Genomic DNA, 16,277 nt, shown 5'->3' with positions numbered 1-16,277 from the left:
ATATAAGGATTGACCTAGAAATGGAGATCAAGCACAATGAAGTTGAATTTAAGCTGGAAGGAAAGAAAAGGAAAGGAAAGGGGATAGCTTTGCAGGGAAAGGGAGAAAAGAATTCAAAGGAGGATGTAGGTTGTGAGAAAAATGATATTATGCTTGTTAAGTGCCAGTCTGATTTTTCTAGCAGCACCGGTTTCTACTAAAGCCTTTTCGGGCGAAGTCACGCAAGGCGCAGGCTCATATTCGACCACATTACCTGCCGGAGCAGCTACACCGCAAAACGAAATTTACAAGACAGCGAATGTAACTGGTCCAATGCCTACCAACGACTGGTGGAGCAGCCTGGCATGGGTACCCTACTCCGAGGCTCAATATCCACATCCGCTTGCCTTGAAAAATCAGCAAAATGGTTTACGCATTTATAACCCAAGCGGAAAAATTACGGCCAATCCGGGATACATTGCAGGCTGGATGGATGATGTGAACGATTTTACCATCGGACATTCTGTAAGCGCTTCCTTTCCGGATACCAAGGTAGATGGCTTCAGCGACTGGTATGTCAAATCGTTATTTCAAAGTGGAAGCAACAAAATGAGCGCTACCTATGGGCACGGCTCTCCTTATGTCTTTTTTGAGTTTGGCGGCGGCAATCCGAAGCTCTCGTTCAATGAGGTGCCAAAGGTCTGGTCTGGCTCAGCTACCTCTCCTGTGCTTGGCATTACGATCAATGGCTCGCATTATGGTCTGTTTGGCCCCTCCGGCAGCACTTGGTCCGGTCTCGGAACGAGTACTTTGATCAATCAATTGAACGGAAAAAACTATTTTACAGTGGCGGCCTTGCCAGACAATACAACGGCGACTTTGGACAAATTTCAGCAATACGCCTATTCCTTCGTTACAAACTCCAAAGTTCAGTACAGCTACAACCAAGCCTCTTCCGAGGTAACGACCACCTTTACCGTTACAACAACCGCAAAGCAAGGCACACAAGCCGGTACTATTTTTGCCTTATACCCGCATCAGTGGAAAAATTCATCGCAGTCCCTGCTCAGCTACACGTACAATTCTGTACGTGGTCTGATGAAAACAGCGGAGGGTGCTTCTTTTCAAACCAAAATGAAATTTACAGGGGTACTCCCGTCTTTGCCCGACATGGGGTCTTATGATAAAAATACACTGAACAGTTATATAGACGAAGCGAAAGCGGAAGTCTATACTGGCGATGGTGACACGTACTGGACTGGAAAACGACTGGGCAAGCTGGCAGCCTTGGCGCCAATTGCCGACCAGGTTGGCAATACCGCAGCAGCGACCCAGTTCCGCAATGAGATCAAAAGCCGGCTGCAGGACTGGTTTAAGGCCAGCGACAGCTCAGGAAAACTGAAGAGCTCGAATCTATTTGTGTACAATAGCAATTGGGGAACATTAATCGGTTATCCCGACAGCTTTGGCAGTGCAGTAGAATTAAATGACCATCATTTCCATTATGGATATTTTATTAAGGCAGCGGCCGAAATTGCACGGGTGGACAAGAGCTGGGCATCCAATTCACAATGGGGGCAGATGGTGCAGCTGCTCATTCGCGACATTGCCAATACCGACAGGTCTGATTCGAAATTTCCGTATTTGCGTAATTTTGATCCTTATGCCGGGCATACCTGGGCCTCCGGTCATGCCAAATTTGGCGACGGCAATAACAATGAATCCTCCTCGGAGGCGATGAATGCTTGGGCAGGTCTGATTTTATGGGGCGAGGCGACGGGAAATACCCAAACTCGTGATCTGGGCATTTATCTATACACAACTGAAATGAATGCGATTAACGAATACTGGTTTGATGTACAAGGTACGAACACCCCTTCAGGGATGCAAAGCGCGACGGCCAGTATGATCTGGGGTGGTAAAACGGTGGGGAATGCAACCTGGTGGACCAATAACCCCGCAGAGGTGCACGGTATCAACTGGCTGCCGATTACCTCGGCTTCCTTGTACCTTACACAATATCCGGAGTATGCGGCTAAAAATTATAATAATCTGCTACAAAAAAGCGGAGGGAATTTCAATCCGTGGGAAGATATCGTATATATGTACAGAGCGATCTCGAATCCGTCCGATGCCAAGGCCAAATTCAGTGCACGCGTAGCCGCGATGACACCGGAAGCGGGCAATTCCAAGGCGAATGCCTACCACTGGATTTATAATTTGGATACTGTAGGCAACATTGACCGCAGCATCACCGCCAATTCACCTATTTATGCCGTATTTCATAAGAACGGTGTAAAAACCTATGTGGCCTACAACTTTACAGACCAGGTCAAAACAGTAACCTTCTCAGATGGACACAGCATTACCGTGCAGCCGAACAGCTTTAATACTGGAAATGGAAGCGGCGGCAATCCGCAGCCGGATACAGAGGCACCATCCACTCCAGCAAATGTGCGAGCTACGACCAAAACGGCTTCGACGGTTACCCTGGAATGGGAGGCATCCACAGACAATGTTGGCGTTACGGAGTATATTGTGTATAAGGACGGGGCTCAGGCGGCAAAAATAAACGCTACTTCCGCTTCAATTACAGGATTAAATGCAGCTACTACTTACAGCTTTACAGTTAAGGCTCGCGATGCAGCTGGTAACATGTCTGCGGCAAGCCAAGCTGTATCGGTAACTACGGAGGCAGCATCTGGCGGCAATGAGGGAGGCGGAGAAACGGAGGATTACACCGTCAAGGCTCGTTTTGTCAGCGATCGTGAAGCACTGCTTCAATTTACCCCCAAAACAGCCTCCGCCTATGTTGACGTGCACTATACTTTAACAGGTGGACAACAGCTTAATTACCGGATGACCAACAATGCCGGTGTTTGGGAGCAACGGGTTACAGACCTCTCCATCGGGAAGGCCGTTAGCTATTGGTTCACGTATGAAAAGGCGGGATTGCAATATGAGACTCCTTCATTTAGCTATACCCACCAGACGGCTTCCACAACGACAGGGGATTCCGAAATTTCTGCAACCGAAGTGTTGAACACCTCTCCAAACCGGACTTGCTCCTGAATAATTACAAAACTTTGGATATGATAAATATAGAGGAGATACGGTATGACAGAATTTTGGGAATCAAGTTTTATAGAAAATCAAATGATGTGGGGCTTTGAACCTTCAGACTCGGCAATCCTGACCAAGGATTTTTTTCTTAAAAAGAATATTAAGGATATATTGATACCTGGTATTGGATATGGTAGAAATGCCAAGGTTTTTGTGGATAACGGAATCAATGTAACAGGTATTGAGATTTCAAAAACAGCGATTGATTTGGCGAGACAAAAAGAGCTTAACATTAGTATTTTTCATGGCTCCGTAACGGATATGCCTTTTGATAACAAACTTTATGACGGTATATTTTGTTATGCCCTTATTCACTTATTGAATAAACAAGAGAGAGAAAAGTTTATTAACGATTGTTATAATCAGTTAAAGCCAAACGGATATATGGTTTTTACGACGATTTCAAAAGAAGCTCCGATGTATGGAAAGGGAAAGCAACTGGGAAAAGACTATTTCGAGATCATGGAAGGGGTAAAAATGTTTTTTTATGATGCTGACTCGATAAAACAAGAATTCGGCAAATATGGACTAACCGATTTTTCGGAAATTGTTGAGCCACATAAAAACATGGAAAGCAAACCCCCATTTAAATTTATCATGATAAAATGCCAAAAAGAGATGTAATAGGAATTGTAAAAGAACGACACGAAGGAAGCACATATGCTCCTCCGTGTTTTTTTTGTTTTTTAGGGGTCGTAATACTTTCGCCATGTTCGTGAGTGCAAGGGTGCGCAATAATGATAAAGGCTGATACAGAAGGATATTGCCGAGGCGAGGATTTCCAATGTTCCCGCAGTGCCTGCCCTGATCGGGTCAGGTATCCTGTAAATCTAATGTATCCACCAGCAATTAGGGTTCGATTCCCAATCGCCTTCCACGCGACTTCTGGTAGAGTATTCGAATGATCGAATAACACAATGAAAAGACCTGGATAAGAGCATCCCATATCTGGTCCTGATGACGGATGCCGGGACGATGGCTATGCGGCCAGCGGATACCGGAGAGAGCAAGCACCGACAGCGCCCGTAGCTTCGGAGATAAGGGTTCACAGTCGATGTGGGCTGGTGAATTCCATCCCCGAATGCGGGAACAGGCGGCCCCTTCCTTTTTCCTTAAGCTTGGCCCCGCCCTTTATTCCGGGGGGATGCTCTGCAAGGGTCCTATCCCTACAACAAATAAAAATAAATCCTCATTTTAAAAATGTGTTTTGACTCAACGTGCGAATAAGCGGAGCGGTCCGTTTGAATCTGGAGAAGCGAATCGTTCGCCTTTGCCCCTGAAATTTAACCCTATAAGGGGTTCATCAAATCCAATATTCAGGGGCAACAGCGATCGGAAGATCAAATGGAACGTGGAGCCGCTACACGCGGAAAATGTACATTTTTAAGTTGAGGATTATCAATACTAGGAGTGATACGATGTTTAAGAAAATAACGATTAAATCCGATGAGCGCGGGCTGCTGTTTAAAAAAGGAAGCTACCACAAGTTGCTGAACCCAGGGACTTACCTAATGAAGACATTTCAGCAGGAAGAATTTGAAATTTTAAATGTAGCCGAACCCTTTTTTGTACGAGATCATGATATTCGTTTGTTTTTGACAGATCCTCTATTGCTGGAGCAATTGACCGTCATCGATGTGGAGGACCATGAATATGTGCTGCATTATGAGGATCATCGGTTTGTAGAGCTGCTGACAGCAGGGAAATATGCATTTTGGAACATGCTCAAGGAGCATCGTTTTGTTCGTGCAGATACTCGGCAGCCTGCCATTGATAAGGCTTTGGGGCAAGCATTCTTGTCCAAGACACCGGGCTTCTGGAAAGCTCTACAGGTGGCCAGTCATGAAGTGGGCTTTTTGTATTACGATAATGTGCTGCAAGGTGAACTGAAGCCAGGCAAATATTATTTCTGGTTGTCCACGGTGAACACAGAGATCAAAACCATAGATATGCGACAGCAGCAGATGGACCTGATGGGGCAGGAAATCATGACGGAGGACAAAATCACGCTGCGTCTGAACTTCGTATGCCAGTACCGGATCACCGACCCGCTGCGAGCGTTGGAGTTCAAAGCATACGAGGAGCAAATCTACATTATGCTGCAGCTGCTGTTGCGCGAATACGTAGGTACAATGAAGCTGGATGATCTGCTGAAAATGAAGCAGGAGATTGCGGAATATGTTTTGACGCGACTGAATGAGCAGAGCGATGAATATGGGGTTGCTTTTACGTCAGCAGGGGTGAAGGATATTATTTTGCCGGGGGATATCAAAGATATTCTGAATACGGTGCTATTGGCAGAGAAGAAGGCACAAGCCAACCTCATTACACGACGTGAAGAGACGGCATCCACTCGTAGTCTGCTCAATACGGCCAAGCTGATGGACGAAAATGCTACCCTCTATCGTCTCAAAGAGCTGGAATTCATGGAAAAAATCTGCGAGAAGATTGGTACGATATCGCTGACTGGCGGAAATACGCTGCTGGAGCAGCTAAACACGTTGGTTCATATGAAAGAGGGGCAGGGACTCCAATAACAGAAAATACTCCCGAACGATGAGTGCAAGCCGGCTCAAGGTTAGGGAGTATTTTTTTAGTTCGTTTTGGTGGATGCGAGAAAAGCGTCCATATCAATTACCGGAATGAGAGCACCCTGATGCTCCATCACAGTAGGGAACAACTCGCGTTGCCATTCTTCCTCATTGCTTTGTAGCTGACTGTCTTCGGCAGATGCCGTATCCTCCACCTGATCGACAAGCAAAGCAATCTTTGCACGACTGAGCAAAATCATTTTGTCCTCGGAGGAATCGCTTGCTGCGGGAAGAAGCAGCTTCTTGCGTAGATTAAGGATGGTAAATACATCGCCACGAATGGTCACCATTCCTTCATGCCATGCTTCGGAAAAGGGAAGCGGTGTCCCTTTTTTGGCATTCATGACTTCTTCTACTTCCAGAAAGTTTAATGCGAACTTTTTGTCCGCCAGACTGCACACAATATATTCAGACATAGCAATTCTCCTTACATATTCAGATAAGTCCATTACAAGTTGTGAACTAGCGATAAAATAGGTTAACTATTGCGTTTTGATAGATGGAACGATAAAGTGGAGGATGCGGTAAAATGGTTTTAGTTAATCACAGAATATCACAAACGAGCAGTTAAATCTTCCAAAATAACAGCCAAACGGACAGAGTGTAGCTTTGAGTTTCCCTTACATATAAATGTTGGGGCTAAGCCCATGTCCGATGGCACTACATTTTTAAGATAAGCGGGTTGAGGTAGAATGGATCATGAAAAGCAACGACTAAGTATCGAGGCAGCCAGATTATACTATCTGAACGACTATAGCCAGCAAGACATCGCGGTCAGACTCGGGGTTTCGCGACCCACGGTATCGCGCTTACTTCAGGCTGCCAAGGAACAGGGATACGTGCGGATCAGTATTGTGGACCCAATGGAGGATATGGACGCGCTCGGAGAGCAGGTGAAAAAGAAATACGGGCTGGATACCGTGCTGGTCTGTTATTCGCCATTAAATGATTATCAGGAGATCAAGAAGCACATTAGCAAAAAAGCAGCCGATTATTTGTATGAAACGGTACAGGATGCTGATATTATTGGAGTGACATGGGGAACAACCATGCATGCGGTGGCGCTTCATCTCCAGCAAAAGCAGGTCAAGGGAGTCGAGGTGGTTCAGCTTAAAGGAGGCGTAAGCCATTCACATGTCAACACTTATGCGGTGGAAACCGTAAATTTGTTCGCAGAAGCCTTTAACACCATCGCTCGGTATTTGCCGCTGCCCGTGATTTTCGACAGTCAAGCTGTTAAGAGAATGGTCGAGGAGGATCGACATATCCAACGTATCATTCAACTTGGCAAGCAGGCGAACATTGCGGTGTTTACGGTGGGTACGGTCAAGGAGGATGCACTGCTGTTCCGGTTAGGTTACTTTAACCATGAAGAGCAGAAGCTGCTGCAAAAAATCGGCAAAGGCGATATTTGCTCACGCTTTTTTGACGATGAAGGTAAGATATGCAGTCAGGAAATCAACAGCCGTACCGTGGGAATTGATTTGTCTGAGCTGCGAAAGAAGGAGAAGTCCATCCTCGTGGCTGGAGGTCAGCGCAAAGTAGAGGCTATTCGGGCATCGCTGCGTGGCAAGTATGCGAATATTTTGGTGACGGATCAGTTTACGGCACAAGCACTTTTGCAGTAGGGCATGTTGGCCTCATTCCAAATAAACATACGGTTATGGCGCAGGCCTACAGGGTATTATGAAATGTAGGTGAACGCCCTGTGTACAAGCGTGAACATAATTTCAAAATGTGTTTTACATATGTTCAAAGCCGTGCTATGATGATCTCATCACAGAGAAATAAATGGTTCATTTTCTTCACACTATTTATTGAATGAAGGAGCTTTCAGATATGAACATTGCAGCATTAATCGACCATACATTGTTGCGTGCAGATGCGACGAAGGACGAAATTACAAAGTTGACTGCTGAGGCAAAAAAATACCAATTTGCTTCCGTATGTGTAAATCCGGCGTGGGTAGCCTATGCTGCCGAACAGCTTGCAGGCACAGGCGTAGCTATCTGTACGGTTATCGGTTTCCCGCTGGGAGCGAACACGTCGGCAACGAAAGCATTTGAAACGAAAGATGCGATTGCTAACGGTGCGACTGAGGTGGATATGGTTATTAATATCGGCGCCTTGAAGGCACGTGATCTGGAACTCGTAGAAAAGGATATTCGTGCGGTTGTGGAAGCTGCTGCAGGTACACTGGTCAAAGTGATTATCGAAACCTGCCTGCTGACAGACGAAGAGAAGGTACTGGCATGTGAGCTGTCCGTCAAAGCCGGAGCGAATTTTGTGAAAACTTCGACGGGTTTCTCTACAGGTGGAGCTACTGTGGAAGACGTAGCCTTGATGCGCAAAACGGTAGGACCTGAGATTGGTGTTAAAGCTTCCGGCGGCGTACGCAGCCTGGAGGATGTGCAAAAATTAGTAGAAGCTGGCGCAAGCCGGATCGGTGCAAGTTCCGGTGTAAAAATCATCGAGGGCGAGCAATCTACATCTTCCTACTAAGTTTATTTTAAAGTCATGGAGGGATTCGGGATGAAGGATCAATTGATTCAGAAAGCGCTTGAGGCGCGCAAACAGGCATATGTTCCGTATTCGAATTTTCAAGTAGGTGCTGCGGTTCTCGGGAGCGATGGCACGGTATATCACGGATGCAATGTGGAAAATGCCTCCTATGGCTTATGCAATTGTGCGGAGCGGACAGCGATTTTCAAAATGGTATCCGAAGGCTGCCGTCGAATTGATTCGATTGCGATAGTAGCGGATACGGAAGGACCTGTGTCTCCATGTGGGGCCTGTCGTCAGGTTATCTCCGAATTTGCTCATCAAGATACCAAAATTTATCTGACAAACCTTCATGGCAATACGGAAGAGTGGACGATGGAGCAGTTACTGCCGGGTGCTTTTCGACCTGCAGATTTGGGAAAATAAAAAAAAGAATGCCTCTTTGGGGCGCATTCTTTTTATGGTCAATGTAAGCGCTTAATGTAATGAGGAGGAATTGAAATGAAATATGTAATCGCTCTGGTGGGATTGCTTGTTGTATTTGCACTTACTTACGTTGCCAGTAGTGACAAACGTAAAATCAGGTATCGTCCACTGGTGGTTATGGTTGTCTTGCAGGCGGCGCTAGCGTTTGTATTGCTGAACACAGGGATCGGTGAATTTTTGGTCAAGGGCTTTGCAGCTGGGTTCAACAGTCTCTTGGGATATGCAAGTGAAGGGATCAACTTTGTATTTGGCGGAATTGCCAATGAAGGGGCGGCGCCGTTCTTTATCGGAGTACTGCTGCCGATTGTGTTCATTTCCGCGTTGATCGGGATTTTACAATATATAAAAGTGCTGCCTTTCATTATTAAATATATCGGGCTTGTCTTGAGCAAAGTAAACGGAATGGGTAAACTGGAATCCTACAACGCTGTAGCTTCGGCTATCCTGGGTCAATCCGAAGTATTTATTTCCGTCAAAAAGCAAATTGGTCTGCTGCCGCAACATCGGCTGTATACGTTGTGTGCATCTGCGATGTCTACCGTATCCATGTCGATTGTGGGAGCTTACATGCAAATGCTGAACCCCAAATATGTAGTTACCGCATTGGTGCTGAATCTGTTCGGCGGCTTTATTATCGCTTCCATTATTAATCCGTACAAGATTGAGAAGGAAGACGATTTACTGGAGGTTCAAGAGGAAGAAAAGCAGTCCTTCTTCGAAATGCTCGGGGAGTATATAATGGATGGTTTCAAGGTTGCTATTACGGTAGCTGCGATGCTGATCGGTTTTGTGGCGCTGATTGCCATGGTTAACGGCATTTTCTCCTGGTTGTTTGGAATCAACTTTCAGGCACTGCTGGGCTATGTGTTTGCACCGTTTGCCTTTGTTATGGGGATTCCGTGGAACGAGGCCGTGCAGGCGGGCAGTATTATGGCTACCAAACTCGTATCCAACGAATTTGTAGCCATGCTGGATCTGACCAAGCAAACAGGGTTGTCTGAGCGTACGGTCGGGATCGTATCGGTATTCCTCGTATCCTTTGCAAACTTCTCATCCATCGGTATCATTTCCGGGGCTGTAAAGGGTCTGCATGAAAAACAGGGAAATGTAGTGGCCCGTTTTGGTCTGAAGCTGTTGTACGGGGCGACGCTGGTTAGCGTGCTGTCCGCAACGATTGCAGGGTTGTTTTTGTAAAAAAAACAGCGAATTAGGAAAGGATTTTTATGATGTCTAAATTTAAACGGATTCACTTGGTCGTTTTGGACTCGGTTGGTATTGGCGAAGCACCGGATGCTGCCCAGTTTGATGATTATGATGTAGATACACTTGGTCATATTGCGCGCGAACGCGGCGGGCTGAACATGCCGAATATGGGTAAGCTCGGTCTGTCCAACATTCGTTCCATACAAGGTGTGCCAGCGGCCGATAAGCCACTTGCTTATTACACCAAAATGCAGGAAGCTTCGAATGGCAAGGATACGATGACAGGCCATTGGGAGATCATGGGCTTGAATATTGCGGTTCCTTTCCGTGTATTCCCGGATGGGTTTCCAGATGAGCTGATTCAGCGCATTGAGGAGCATACAGGCCGCAAAGTCATTGGCAACAAGCCAGCCAGCGGCACGGAGATTATTGATGAGCTGGGCGAAGAACATGTGAAAACCGGTGCACTCATCATCTATACCTCAGCGGATTCAGTGCTGCAAATTGCTGCTCATGAGGAAGTTGTACCTTTGAAGGAGCTCTACGAGATCTGTGAGTTCTGCCGTAAAATTACGCTGGAAGATCCGTACATGCTGGGTCGCATTATTGCCCGTCCGTTCGTAGGTGGGCCAGGCAACTTCTCTCGTACCTCCAATCGGCATGACTATGCGCTAAAGCCATTTGGTCGTACCACAATGAATGAACTGAAGGATGCAGGACTGGATGTAATCGCCTTGGGTAAAATCTCTGACATTTTTGACGGCGAGGGTGTAACGAAGGCCGTGCGCACAGTGTCCAACATGGATGGCATGGATAAGCTGGTGGCTACGCTGGACGAGGAATTCACCGGATTAAGCTTCTTGAATTTGGTGGACTTTGATGCTGTGTACGGCCACCGCCGTGATCCGCAGGGATACGGTCAAGCCTTGGACGATTATGATGCCCGTCTGCCAGAAGTCTTCGCTAAAATGACCGATGACGATCTGCTGATCATCACCGCAGACCATGGGAATGACCCAACCTATCGTGGAACGGATCATACCCGCGAATATGTGCCTTTGCTGGTATATTCTCCTCGTTTTGTAGATGGAGGCAAGGAACTGGCGGTTCGTAAGACGTTTGCGGATATAGGAGCGACTGTTGCGGATAACTTTGGTGTAAGACTGCCTGAACATGGAACCAGCTTTTTGGCAGAGCTTCAGTAATCTAGGCAAGAGTGCGGGCAGGAAGATTAGTAACAATATAAGCATGGATAAATGGGACGGAGGAATAAAAAACATGAGTGTACACATTGGAGCCAAACCTGGAGAGATTGCAGAAACAATTTTGCTGCCAGGAGACCCGCTACGAGCCAAATTTATCGCTGAAACGTACCTGGAGGACGTGACCTGCTACAATGAGGTACGCGGAATGCTCGGATTCACGGGAACGTACCAAGGCAAACGCCTGTCTGTACAGGGAACCGGGATGGGATTGCCTTCCATCAGTATTTATGTCAATGAACTGATTAGCGAGTACGGGGTGAAAAACTTGTTCCGCGTGGGTACATGCGGTGGAATGAAGGAGCACGTGCATGTTCGTGACGTCATTTTGGCACAGGCATCCTGTACAGATTCCGGCATGAACCGCCATATCTTTGGCGGCTATGATTTCTCACCGATTGCCAGCTTCCCTCTTTTAAAAGGGGCTTATGATCGCGGTGTTGCCAAAGGCCTGAACATGCATGTCGGTAACGTATTCAGCTCAGACAGCTTCTACCGTGATGATAAATCAGTGGTCCAAAAGCTGATGGAATACGGCGTGCTGGGTGTGGAAATGGAAACTTCGGCTTTATATACGCTGGCAGCCAAGTTTGGCGTAAATGCCTTGACCATTCTGACAGTAAGTGATCACTTGCTGACAGGTGAAGAAACAACAGCAGAAGAACGACAAACCACGTTTAAAGAAATGATGGAAGTTGCACTGGATACAGCAGTATCCCTGTAAACGATCATACGCACAGTGAGGAGAAATGACATATGAGAATGGTAGACTTGATTGAAAAAAAACGTGATGGAAAAGAACTGAGCACTGAGGAAATTAACTTTATTATCCAAGGCTATACTCAGGGTGAAATTCCTGATTATCAGGTCAGTGCATTGGCGATGTCTATTTTCTTCAAAGATATGAACGAACGGGAACGTGCTGATTTGACCATGGCAATGGTTCATTCAGGAGATACGATTGATTTGTCCGCGATTGAAGGTGTAAAGGTCGATAAGCACTCCACTGGCGGTGTGGGTGATACGACAACACTGGTACTGGCTCCGCTTGTAGCAGCCTTAGACATTCCAGTGGCCAAAATGTCAGGTCGCGGCCTGGGTCATACGGGCGGAACGATCGACAAGCTGGAGGCCATCGCAGGCTTTCACGTAGAAATCACCAAGGATGAATTCGTGGATCTGGTGAATCGCAGCAAAATTGCGGTCGTCGGACAAAGCGGCAACCTGACACCTGCGGATAAAAAATTGTATGCCTTGCGTGACGTTACAGCAACGGTAAATTCCATTCCGCTGATCGCCAGCTCGATTATGAGTAAGAAAATCGCTGCCGGCTCTGATGCCATCGTACTGGATGTCAAGACAGGTGCGGGCGCATTCATGAAAACAGTAGAAGATGCCAAAGAACTGGCACATGCCATGGTAAGCATCGGGAACAATGTCGGTCGTAAGACCATGGCGGTTATTTCTGACATGAGTCAACCGTTGGGGTTGGCTATCGGGAACTCGCTGGAAGTTAAAGAAGCAATTGATACGCTGCGCGGTGAAGGCCCCAAAGATCTGGAAGAGCTGTGTATGGCTTTGGGCAGTCAGATGGTATTTTTGGCCGGGAAAGCAGACTCTCTTGAACACGCCGAAGAGAAGCTCAAAGAGGTCATTCGTAACGGCAAAGCCCTGGAGAAATTCAAAGAGTTTATTGCGAACCAGGGCGGCGACGCTTCTGTAGTGGATCATCCAGAACGCCTGCCACAAGCACAGTATCTTATTGAAGTACCTGCAAAGCAGGACGGTGTGGTAGCTGAAATCGTGGCTGACGAAATTGGTACCGCTGCGATGCTGCTGGGAGCAGGTCGCGCAACCAAAGAATCCGAGATCGATTTGGCTGTCGGCTTGATGCTGAACAAAAAAGTCGGCGATGCGGTTCAAAAAGGTGATTCACTGGTTACAATCCATGCGAACCGTGAAGACGTGGACCAAGTAATGGAGAAAATCTACACGAACATCCGTATTGCGGATCATGCGGAAGCCCCCGTGCTGATCTACGGAACAGTGACAGAGTAAGATATAGCTGTACTGCGTAAGTTAATAGCAATCCATGGTTATAGAGCCGGAGTCCTTAGCTTAAAGGGCTTCCGGCCTTTTTGTCGTTCTTTACTGTGGCAACTGAACGGCTGCATTAAAAAGCAGTCTATACTTGAGAGCCACTGGATGGATTCCTTTAAACAAGTTTGAAAAATATGACAGCCAGACTCATAATGGATATGAGTTTGGTTTTTTTATAGAAAATAAGCCGTTCCATCTGTGCAATCATGATGACGACTAAATTGATATAGTGTAGCTTCAGCATATCTTATGTGGGAGGGATTGAAATGGTGGAAAAATGGGTTTGGATGGGCGTGGCGGGTGTGATCGTAGGTTATGTCACTTTGGCTAACTTTCCGACGAACACGTATACTACATCAACGGCGAGTGTAACGCACCCAGCAGCTCCGCTTAGCAAGCAAAATAAGCAAGGAGAAGCAGCGAAGCGTATCGTACATGACCAATTCATGCAATTCGGAGGACAAGGACAAACAGAATTTAGATTTGAAGAGGGACGCAAGCTATACATCAGCATCAAGAATACAGGAAAGCAACCCGTACAATACAAGCTCAACAGTTCGAATGGGTCAGACCTACAAGGTACAACGAGCGGATTTTCCAGCCGAACGTTGCAGCCGGGAGAACGCCATGATCTGCTGTTTATTAAGCCAGAGGGGCAGAGCGGAGTAGATTCCCTGAGTGAGCTGATTTTAAAAGTAAGTACGGACGATGGATCACAAGGAAACGTTAAAACCTTCGCATATATTACACTGTAAGCTCCTTCCAGAATGGGCACGACATGCGGTCATTAGTCTACTTATGTTACAATAGAACGGTTAAAGACTTAATGAACAGAATAGGTCAGAGTAGAAAGCAGAAAGGATGACCCGTTGTGCCCAAAAATTATGAATCCAATAATCACAAAATGTCACGAAGGCTGTCACTTACAGCCATTTTACTTACACTTACATTTGTAGCTCTTACCGGCTGTGGCCAGGATAATAATCCTGGAACAAGTGATGCTGGGAGCAGTACAAGCATGATCGAGAACAAAGCTGGAGGCAACCCAAGCGATTCAAACCAAAGTGACAAAGCAGCTAAAGAGAGCGAGAGTGCAGAAAACAGCGGTACTGTTGCGCAAAAGTCAGCTCCTTCCGTCCCGGCAACTTCATCGGAAGCAGCTTCTGCTCCTACAGCCCCGAGTTCATCTCAGAATCCTTTTGAGGTAGCAGGTATTCAAGATCCTAAAGCGTTTTTGAACACATTCAAGGCGTTGCAGAAGGCGGTTGCCGACAATGACAAGGAGAAGGTAGCCAATTATATTTTGTACCCTCTGCGTGTCAATGATAGTGAAAAGTCGCTAACGATTCCGGACAAAAAAGATTTTATAGCCAAATATGATCAGATTTTTACAGATGCGATTCGCGAAGCACTAGTGAACCAAAAGACAGATGATTTGTTTGTTAATTATCAGGGAGTTATGGTGGGATCGGGTGAACTGTGGCTGAGAAGAGCTACGGATAATCCGAAGCAATTTGGAGTCTTTTCGATTAATCTTGAAACGGTAGCCAATTAAGTCGTAGTCCCCGTGTGCACATGCCCTCTAGGCGGTCGGAAACGTATAAAAAGTTTCTGACTGTCCCCCCTTGTCGAATGCAAATTTTAGACCATCCCATGCTAAAAAAAGGTTTGACATCCCTCATAAACTCTCGTATTATATCCATATAACTCATTAAACAGGTAGGAATTAAAGTATTAAGTATAACCTTGCCATTCTGGCGGAGAACCTCTAGGAACAGCAGGCAGACACTGTACACGCGACAGGTTTGACCTATCAGAGCTGCATCAGGGAATTCTCCGCTCTTTTTTTTAAGTCTGTCTGTAAATAACAGGCGTAAATGAATGTGTATTTACAAATTACATAGAATGAGGGGTGTCTTGATGAAAAGGAAATACAAAATGGGGCTTATTCTCGGGCTATCTTTGGTTTTAACGATGATGCTAAGTGCTTGCGGAGCAAGCAAGGAAGGGACGCAGGCCGATGGTAGCTCTGCTTCCGGCTCCAAGGATGTAGAGTTGCTCAATGTTTCTTATGATCCGACCCGTGAGTTGTATGAGGCGTATAATAAAGCATTTGCCGCCCATTGGGAGAAGGAGAAAGGGCAGAAGGTTACAATCAAGCAATCCCACGGCGGATCTGGCAAGCAAAGCCGCTCTGTGCAGGATGGACTGGATGCAGACGTGGTTACACTGGCTCTGGGCTATGATATTGATGCGTTACAGGAAAAAGGACTTGTTAAAGAGGGCTGGCAAAGTAAATATGAGCATAACAGTTCCCCGTATACATCAACCATCGTGTTCTTGGTACGTAAAGGGAACCCGAAGGGAATCAAGGATTGGGACGATTTGATCCGCGGTGATGTGCAGGTCATTACACCAAACCCTAAAACCTCGGGTGGAGCCCGCTGGAACTATCTTGCAGCCTGGGCCTATGCACTCAAAAAGAACAATAACGATGAAGCCAAAGCACAGCAGTTTGTGCAGGAGTTGTATAAGCATGTGCCGGTACTGGATAGCGGAGCACGTGGAGCGACGACGACTTTCGTAGAGCGTGGAATTGGCGATGTGCTGATCGCTTGGGAAAATGAAGCATTGCTCTCTGTGAAGGAGCTAGGTGCGGATAAATTCGATATCGTGTATCCGTCGATCAGTATTTTGGCTGAGCCTCCGGTAGCGATAGTCGATAAAGTGGTAGATAAAAAAGGTACACGCGAGGTGGCGGACGCGTACCTGAAATATCTGTACAGTGAAGAAGGCCAAACCATTGCTGCCGAACATTATTATCGCCCAACACTGGAGAGTGTGGCGGCAAAGTTCAAGGATCGGTTCCCAAAGCTGGAGCTTGTAACCTTGAAGGATGTATTCGGGACATGGAAAGAGACACAGCAAAAGCATTTTAGCGACAAGGGTATTTTTGACCAGATTTACGTACCTGGTAGTTCATAACATAAGTGGATTATAAAGGCGAGTGGATCGGTAGACGCGAGTGTCA

14 protein-coding genes are annotated in these 16,277 nt (G+C 46.5%); 13 read left to right on the top strand and 1 reads right to left on the bottom strand.

The genetic code is table 11. The features are described 5' to 3' along the window. Positions 1–132 precede the first annotated feature (132 nt). The 3 genes from ACQQ6X_RS21395 to ACQQ6X_RS21385 all read left to right on the top strand — a co-directional run bounded on the left by ACQQ6X_RS21395 (position 133) and on the right by ACQQ6X_RS21385 (position 5,639). The gene (locus tag ACQQ6X_RS21395; RefSeq protein WP_430493486.1) at positions 133–3,051 is read left to right on the top strand and encodes a glycosyl hydrolase; all 2,919 of its coding nucleotides are present in this window, start codon (positions 133–135) and stop codon (positions 3,049–3,051) included. Between the two features lie 45 nt (positions 3,052–3,096). Beyond that, positions 3,097–3,726 (top strand): class I SAM-dependent methyltransferase, encoded by a 630-nt coding sequence (locus ACQQ6X_RS21390; protein ID WP_305166947.1) that lies wholly within the window; start codon positions 3,097–3,099, stop codon positions 3,724–3,726. 794 nt (positions 3,727–4,520) lie between these two features. Beyond that, positions 4,521–5,639 carry a slipin family protein gene (locus ACQQ6X_RS21385; RefSeq protein WP_305166946.1) on the top strand — a complete coding sequence of 373 codons (1,119 nt, stop codon included), beginning with the start codon at positions 4,521–4,523 and terminating at the stop codon, positions 5,637–5,639. Between the two features lie 56 nt (positions 5,640–5,695). Here the strand turns inward: ACQQ6X_RS21385 and ACQQ6X_RS21380 are convergent, their stop codons facing one another. Then, on the bottom strand, positions 5,696–6,109 hold the full coding sequence (locus ACQQ6X_RS21380; RefSeq protein ID WP_305166945.1) for a chemotaxis protein CheW: 414 nt from the start codon (positions 6,107–6,109) through the stop codon (positions 5,696–5,698). Positions 6,110–6,385: 276 nt separating this feature from the next. On the opposite strand from ACQQ6X_RS21380, the gene ACQQ6X_RS21375 reads away from it, so the two are divergent. The 10 genes from ACQQ6X_RS21375 to ACQQ6X_RS21330 all read left to right on the top strand — a co-directional run bounded on the left by ACQQ6X_RS21375 (position 6,386) and on the right by ACQQ6X_RS21330 (position 16,231). Continuing rightward, on the top strand, positions 6,386–7,321 hold the full coding sequence (locus ACQQ6X_RS21375) for a sugar-binding transcriptional regulator (protein WP_305166944.1): 936 nt from the start codon (positions 6,386–6,388) through the stop codon (positions 7,319–7,321). A 211-nt stretch (positions 7,322–7,532) separates the two neighbouring features. Then, the gene (deoC, locus tag ACQQ6X_RS21370; RefSeq protein WP_063210266.1) at positions 7,533–8,195 is read left to right on the top strand and encodes a deoxyribose-phosphate aldolase; all 663 of its coding nucleotides are present in this window, start codon (positions 7,533–7,535) and stop codon (positions 8,193–8,195) included. A 30-nt stretch (positions 8,196–8,225) separates the two neighbouring features. Beyond that, positions 8,226–8,621 (top strand): cytidine deaminase, encoded by a 396-nt coding sequence (locus tag ACQQ6X_RS21365; protein WP_025674701.1) that lies wholly within the window; start codon positions 8,226–8,228, stop codon positions 8,619–8,621. Between the two features lie 75 nt (positions 8,622–8,696). Then, positions 8,697–9,875 (top strand): NupC/NupG family nucleoside CNT transporter, encoded by a 1,179-nt coding sequence (locus ACQQ6X_RS21360; protein WP_305166943.1) that lies wholly within the window; start codon positions 8,697–8,699, stop codon positions 9,873–9,875. A 29-nt stretch (positions 9,876–9,904) separates the two neighbouring features. Continuing rightward, positions 9,905–11,089 carry a phosphopentomutase gene (deoB, locus tag ACQQ6X_RS21355; RefSeq protein WP_305166942.1) on the top strand — a complete coding sequence of 395 codons (1,185 nt, stop codon included), beginning with the start codon at positions 9,905–9,907 and terminating at the stop codon, positions 11,087–11,089. Between the two features lie 73 nt (positions 11,090–11,162). Next, positions 11,163–11,870, top strand: coding sequence for a purine-nucleoside phosphorylase (gene deoD, locus ACQQ6X_RS21350; RefSeq protein WP_013373173.1), 708 nt, complete (start codon positions 11,163–11,165; stop codon positions 11,868–11,870). Between the two features lie 32 nt (positions 11,871–11,902). Continuing rightward, positions 11,903–13,204, top strand: coding sequence for a pyrimidine-nucleoside phosphorylase (locus ACQQ6X_RS21345; protein ID WP_305166941.1), 1,302 nt, complete (start codon positions 11,903–11,905; stop codon positions 13,202–13,204). A 308-nt stretch (positions 13,205–13,512) separates the two neighbouring features. Next, positions 13,513–14,001: a hypothetical protein gene (locus ACQQ6X_RS21340; protein ID WP_305166940.1), complete on the top strand. Its 489-nt coding sequence runs from the start codon at positions 13,513–13,515 to the stop codon at positions 13,999–14,001. A 263-nt stretch (positions 14,002–14,264) separates the two neighbouring features. After that, positions 14,265–14,801 (top strand): hypothetical protein, encoded by a 537-nt coding sequence (locus tag ACQQ6X_RS21335; RefSeq protein ID WP_326402591.1) that lies wholly within the window; start codon positions 14,265–14,267, stop codon positions 14,799–14,801. Positions 14,802–15,166: 365 nt separating this feature from the next. Continuing rightward, positions 15,167–16,231, top strand: a complete 1,065-nt coding sequence (locus tag ACQQ6X_RS21330; protein ID WP_142614013.1) for a sulfate ABC transporter substrate-binding protein — start codon at positions 15,167–15,169, stop codon at positions 16,229–16,231. Positions 16,232–16,277: the final 46 nt, after the last annotated feature.

This window comes from Paenibacillus ottowii (genome assembly GCF_050516475.1).
Classification (GTDB): Bacteria; Bacillota; Bacilli; order Paenibacillales; family Paenibacillaceae; genus Paenibacillus; species Paenibacillus ottowii.
This window is presented reverse-complemented; position numbering and strand designations above follow the sequence as displayed.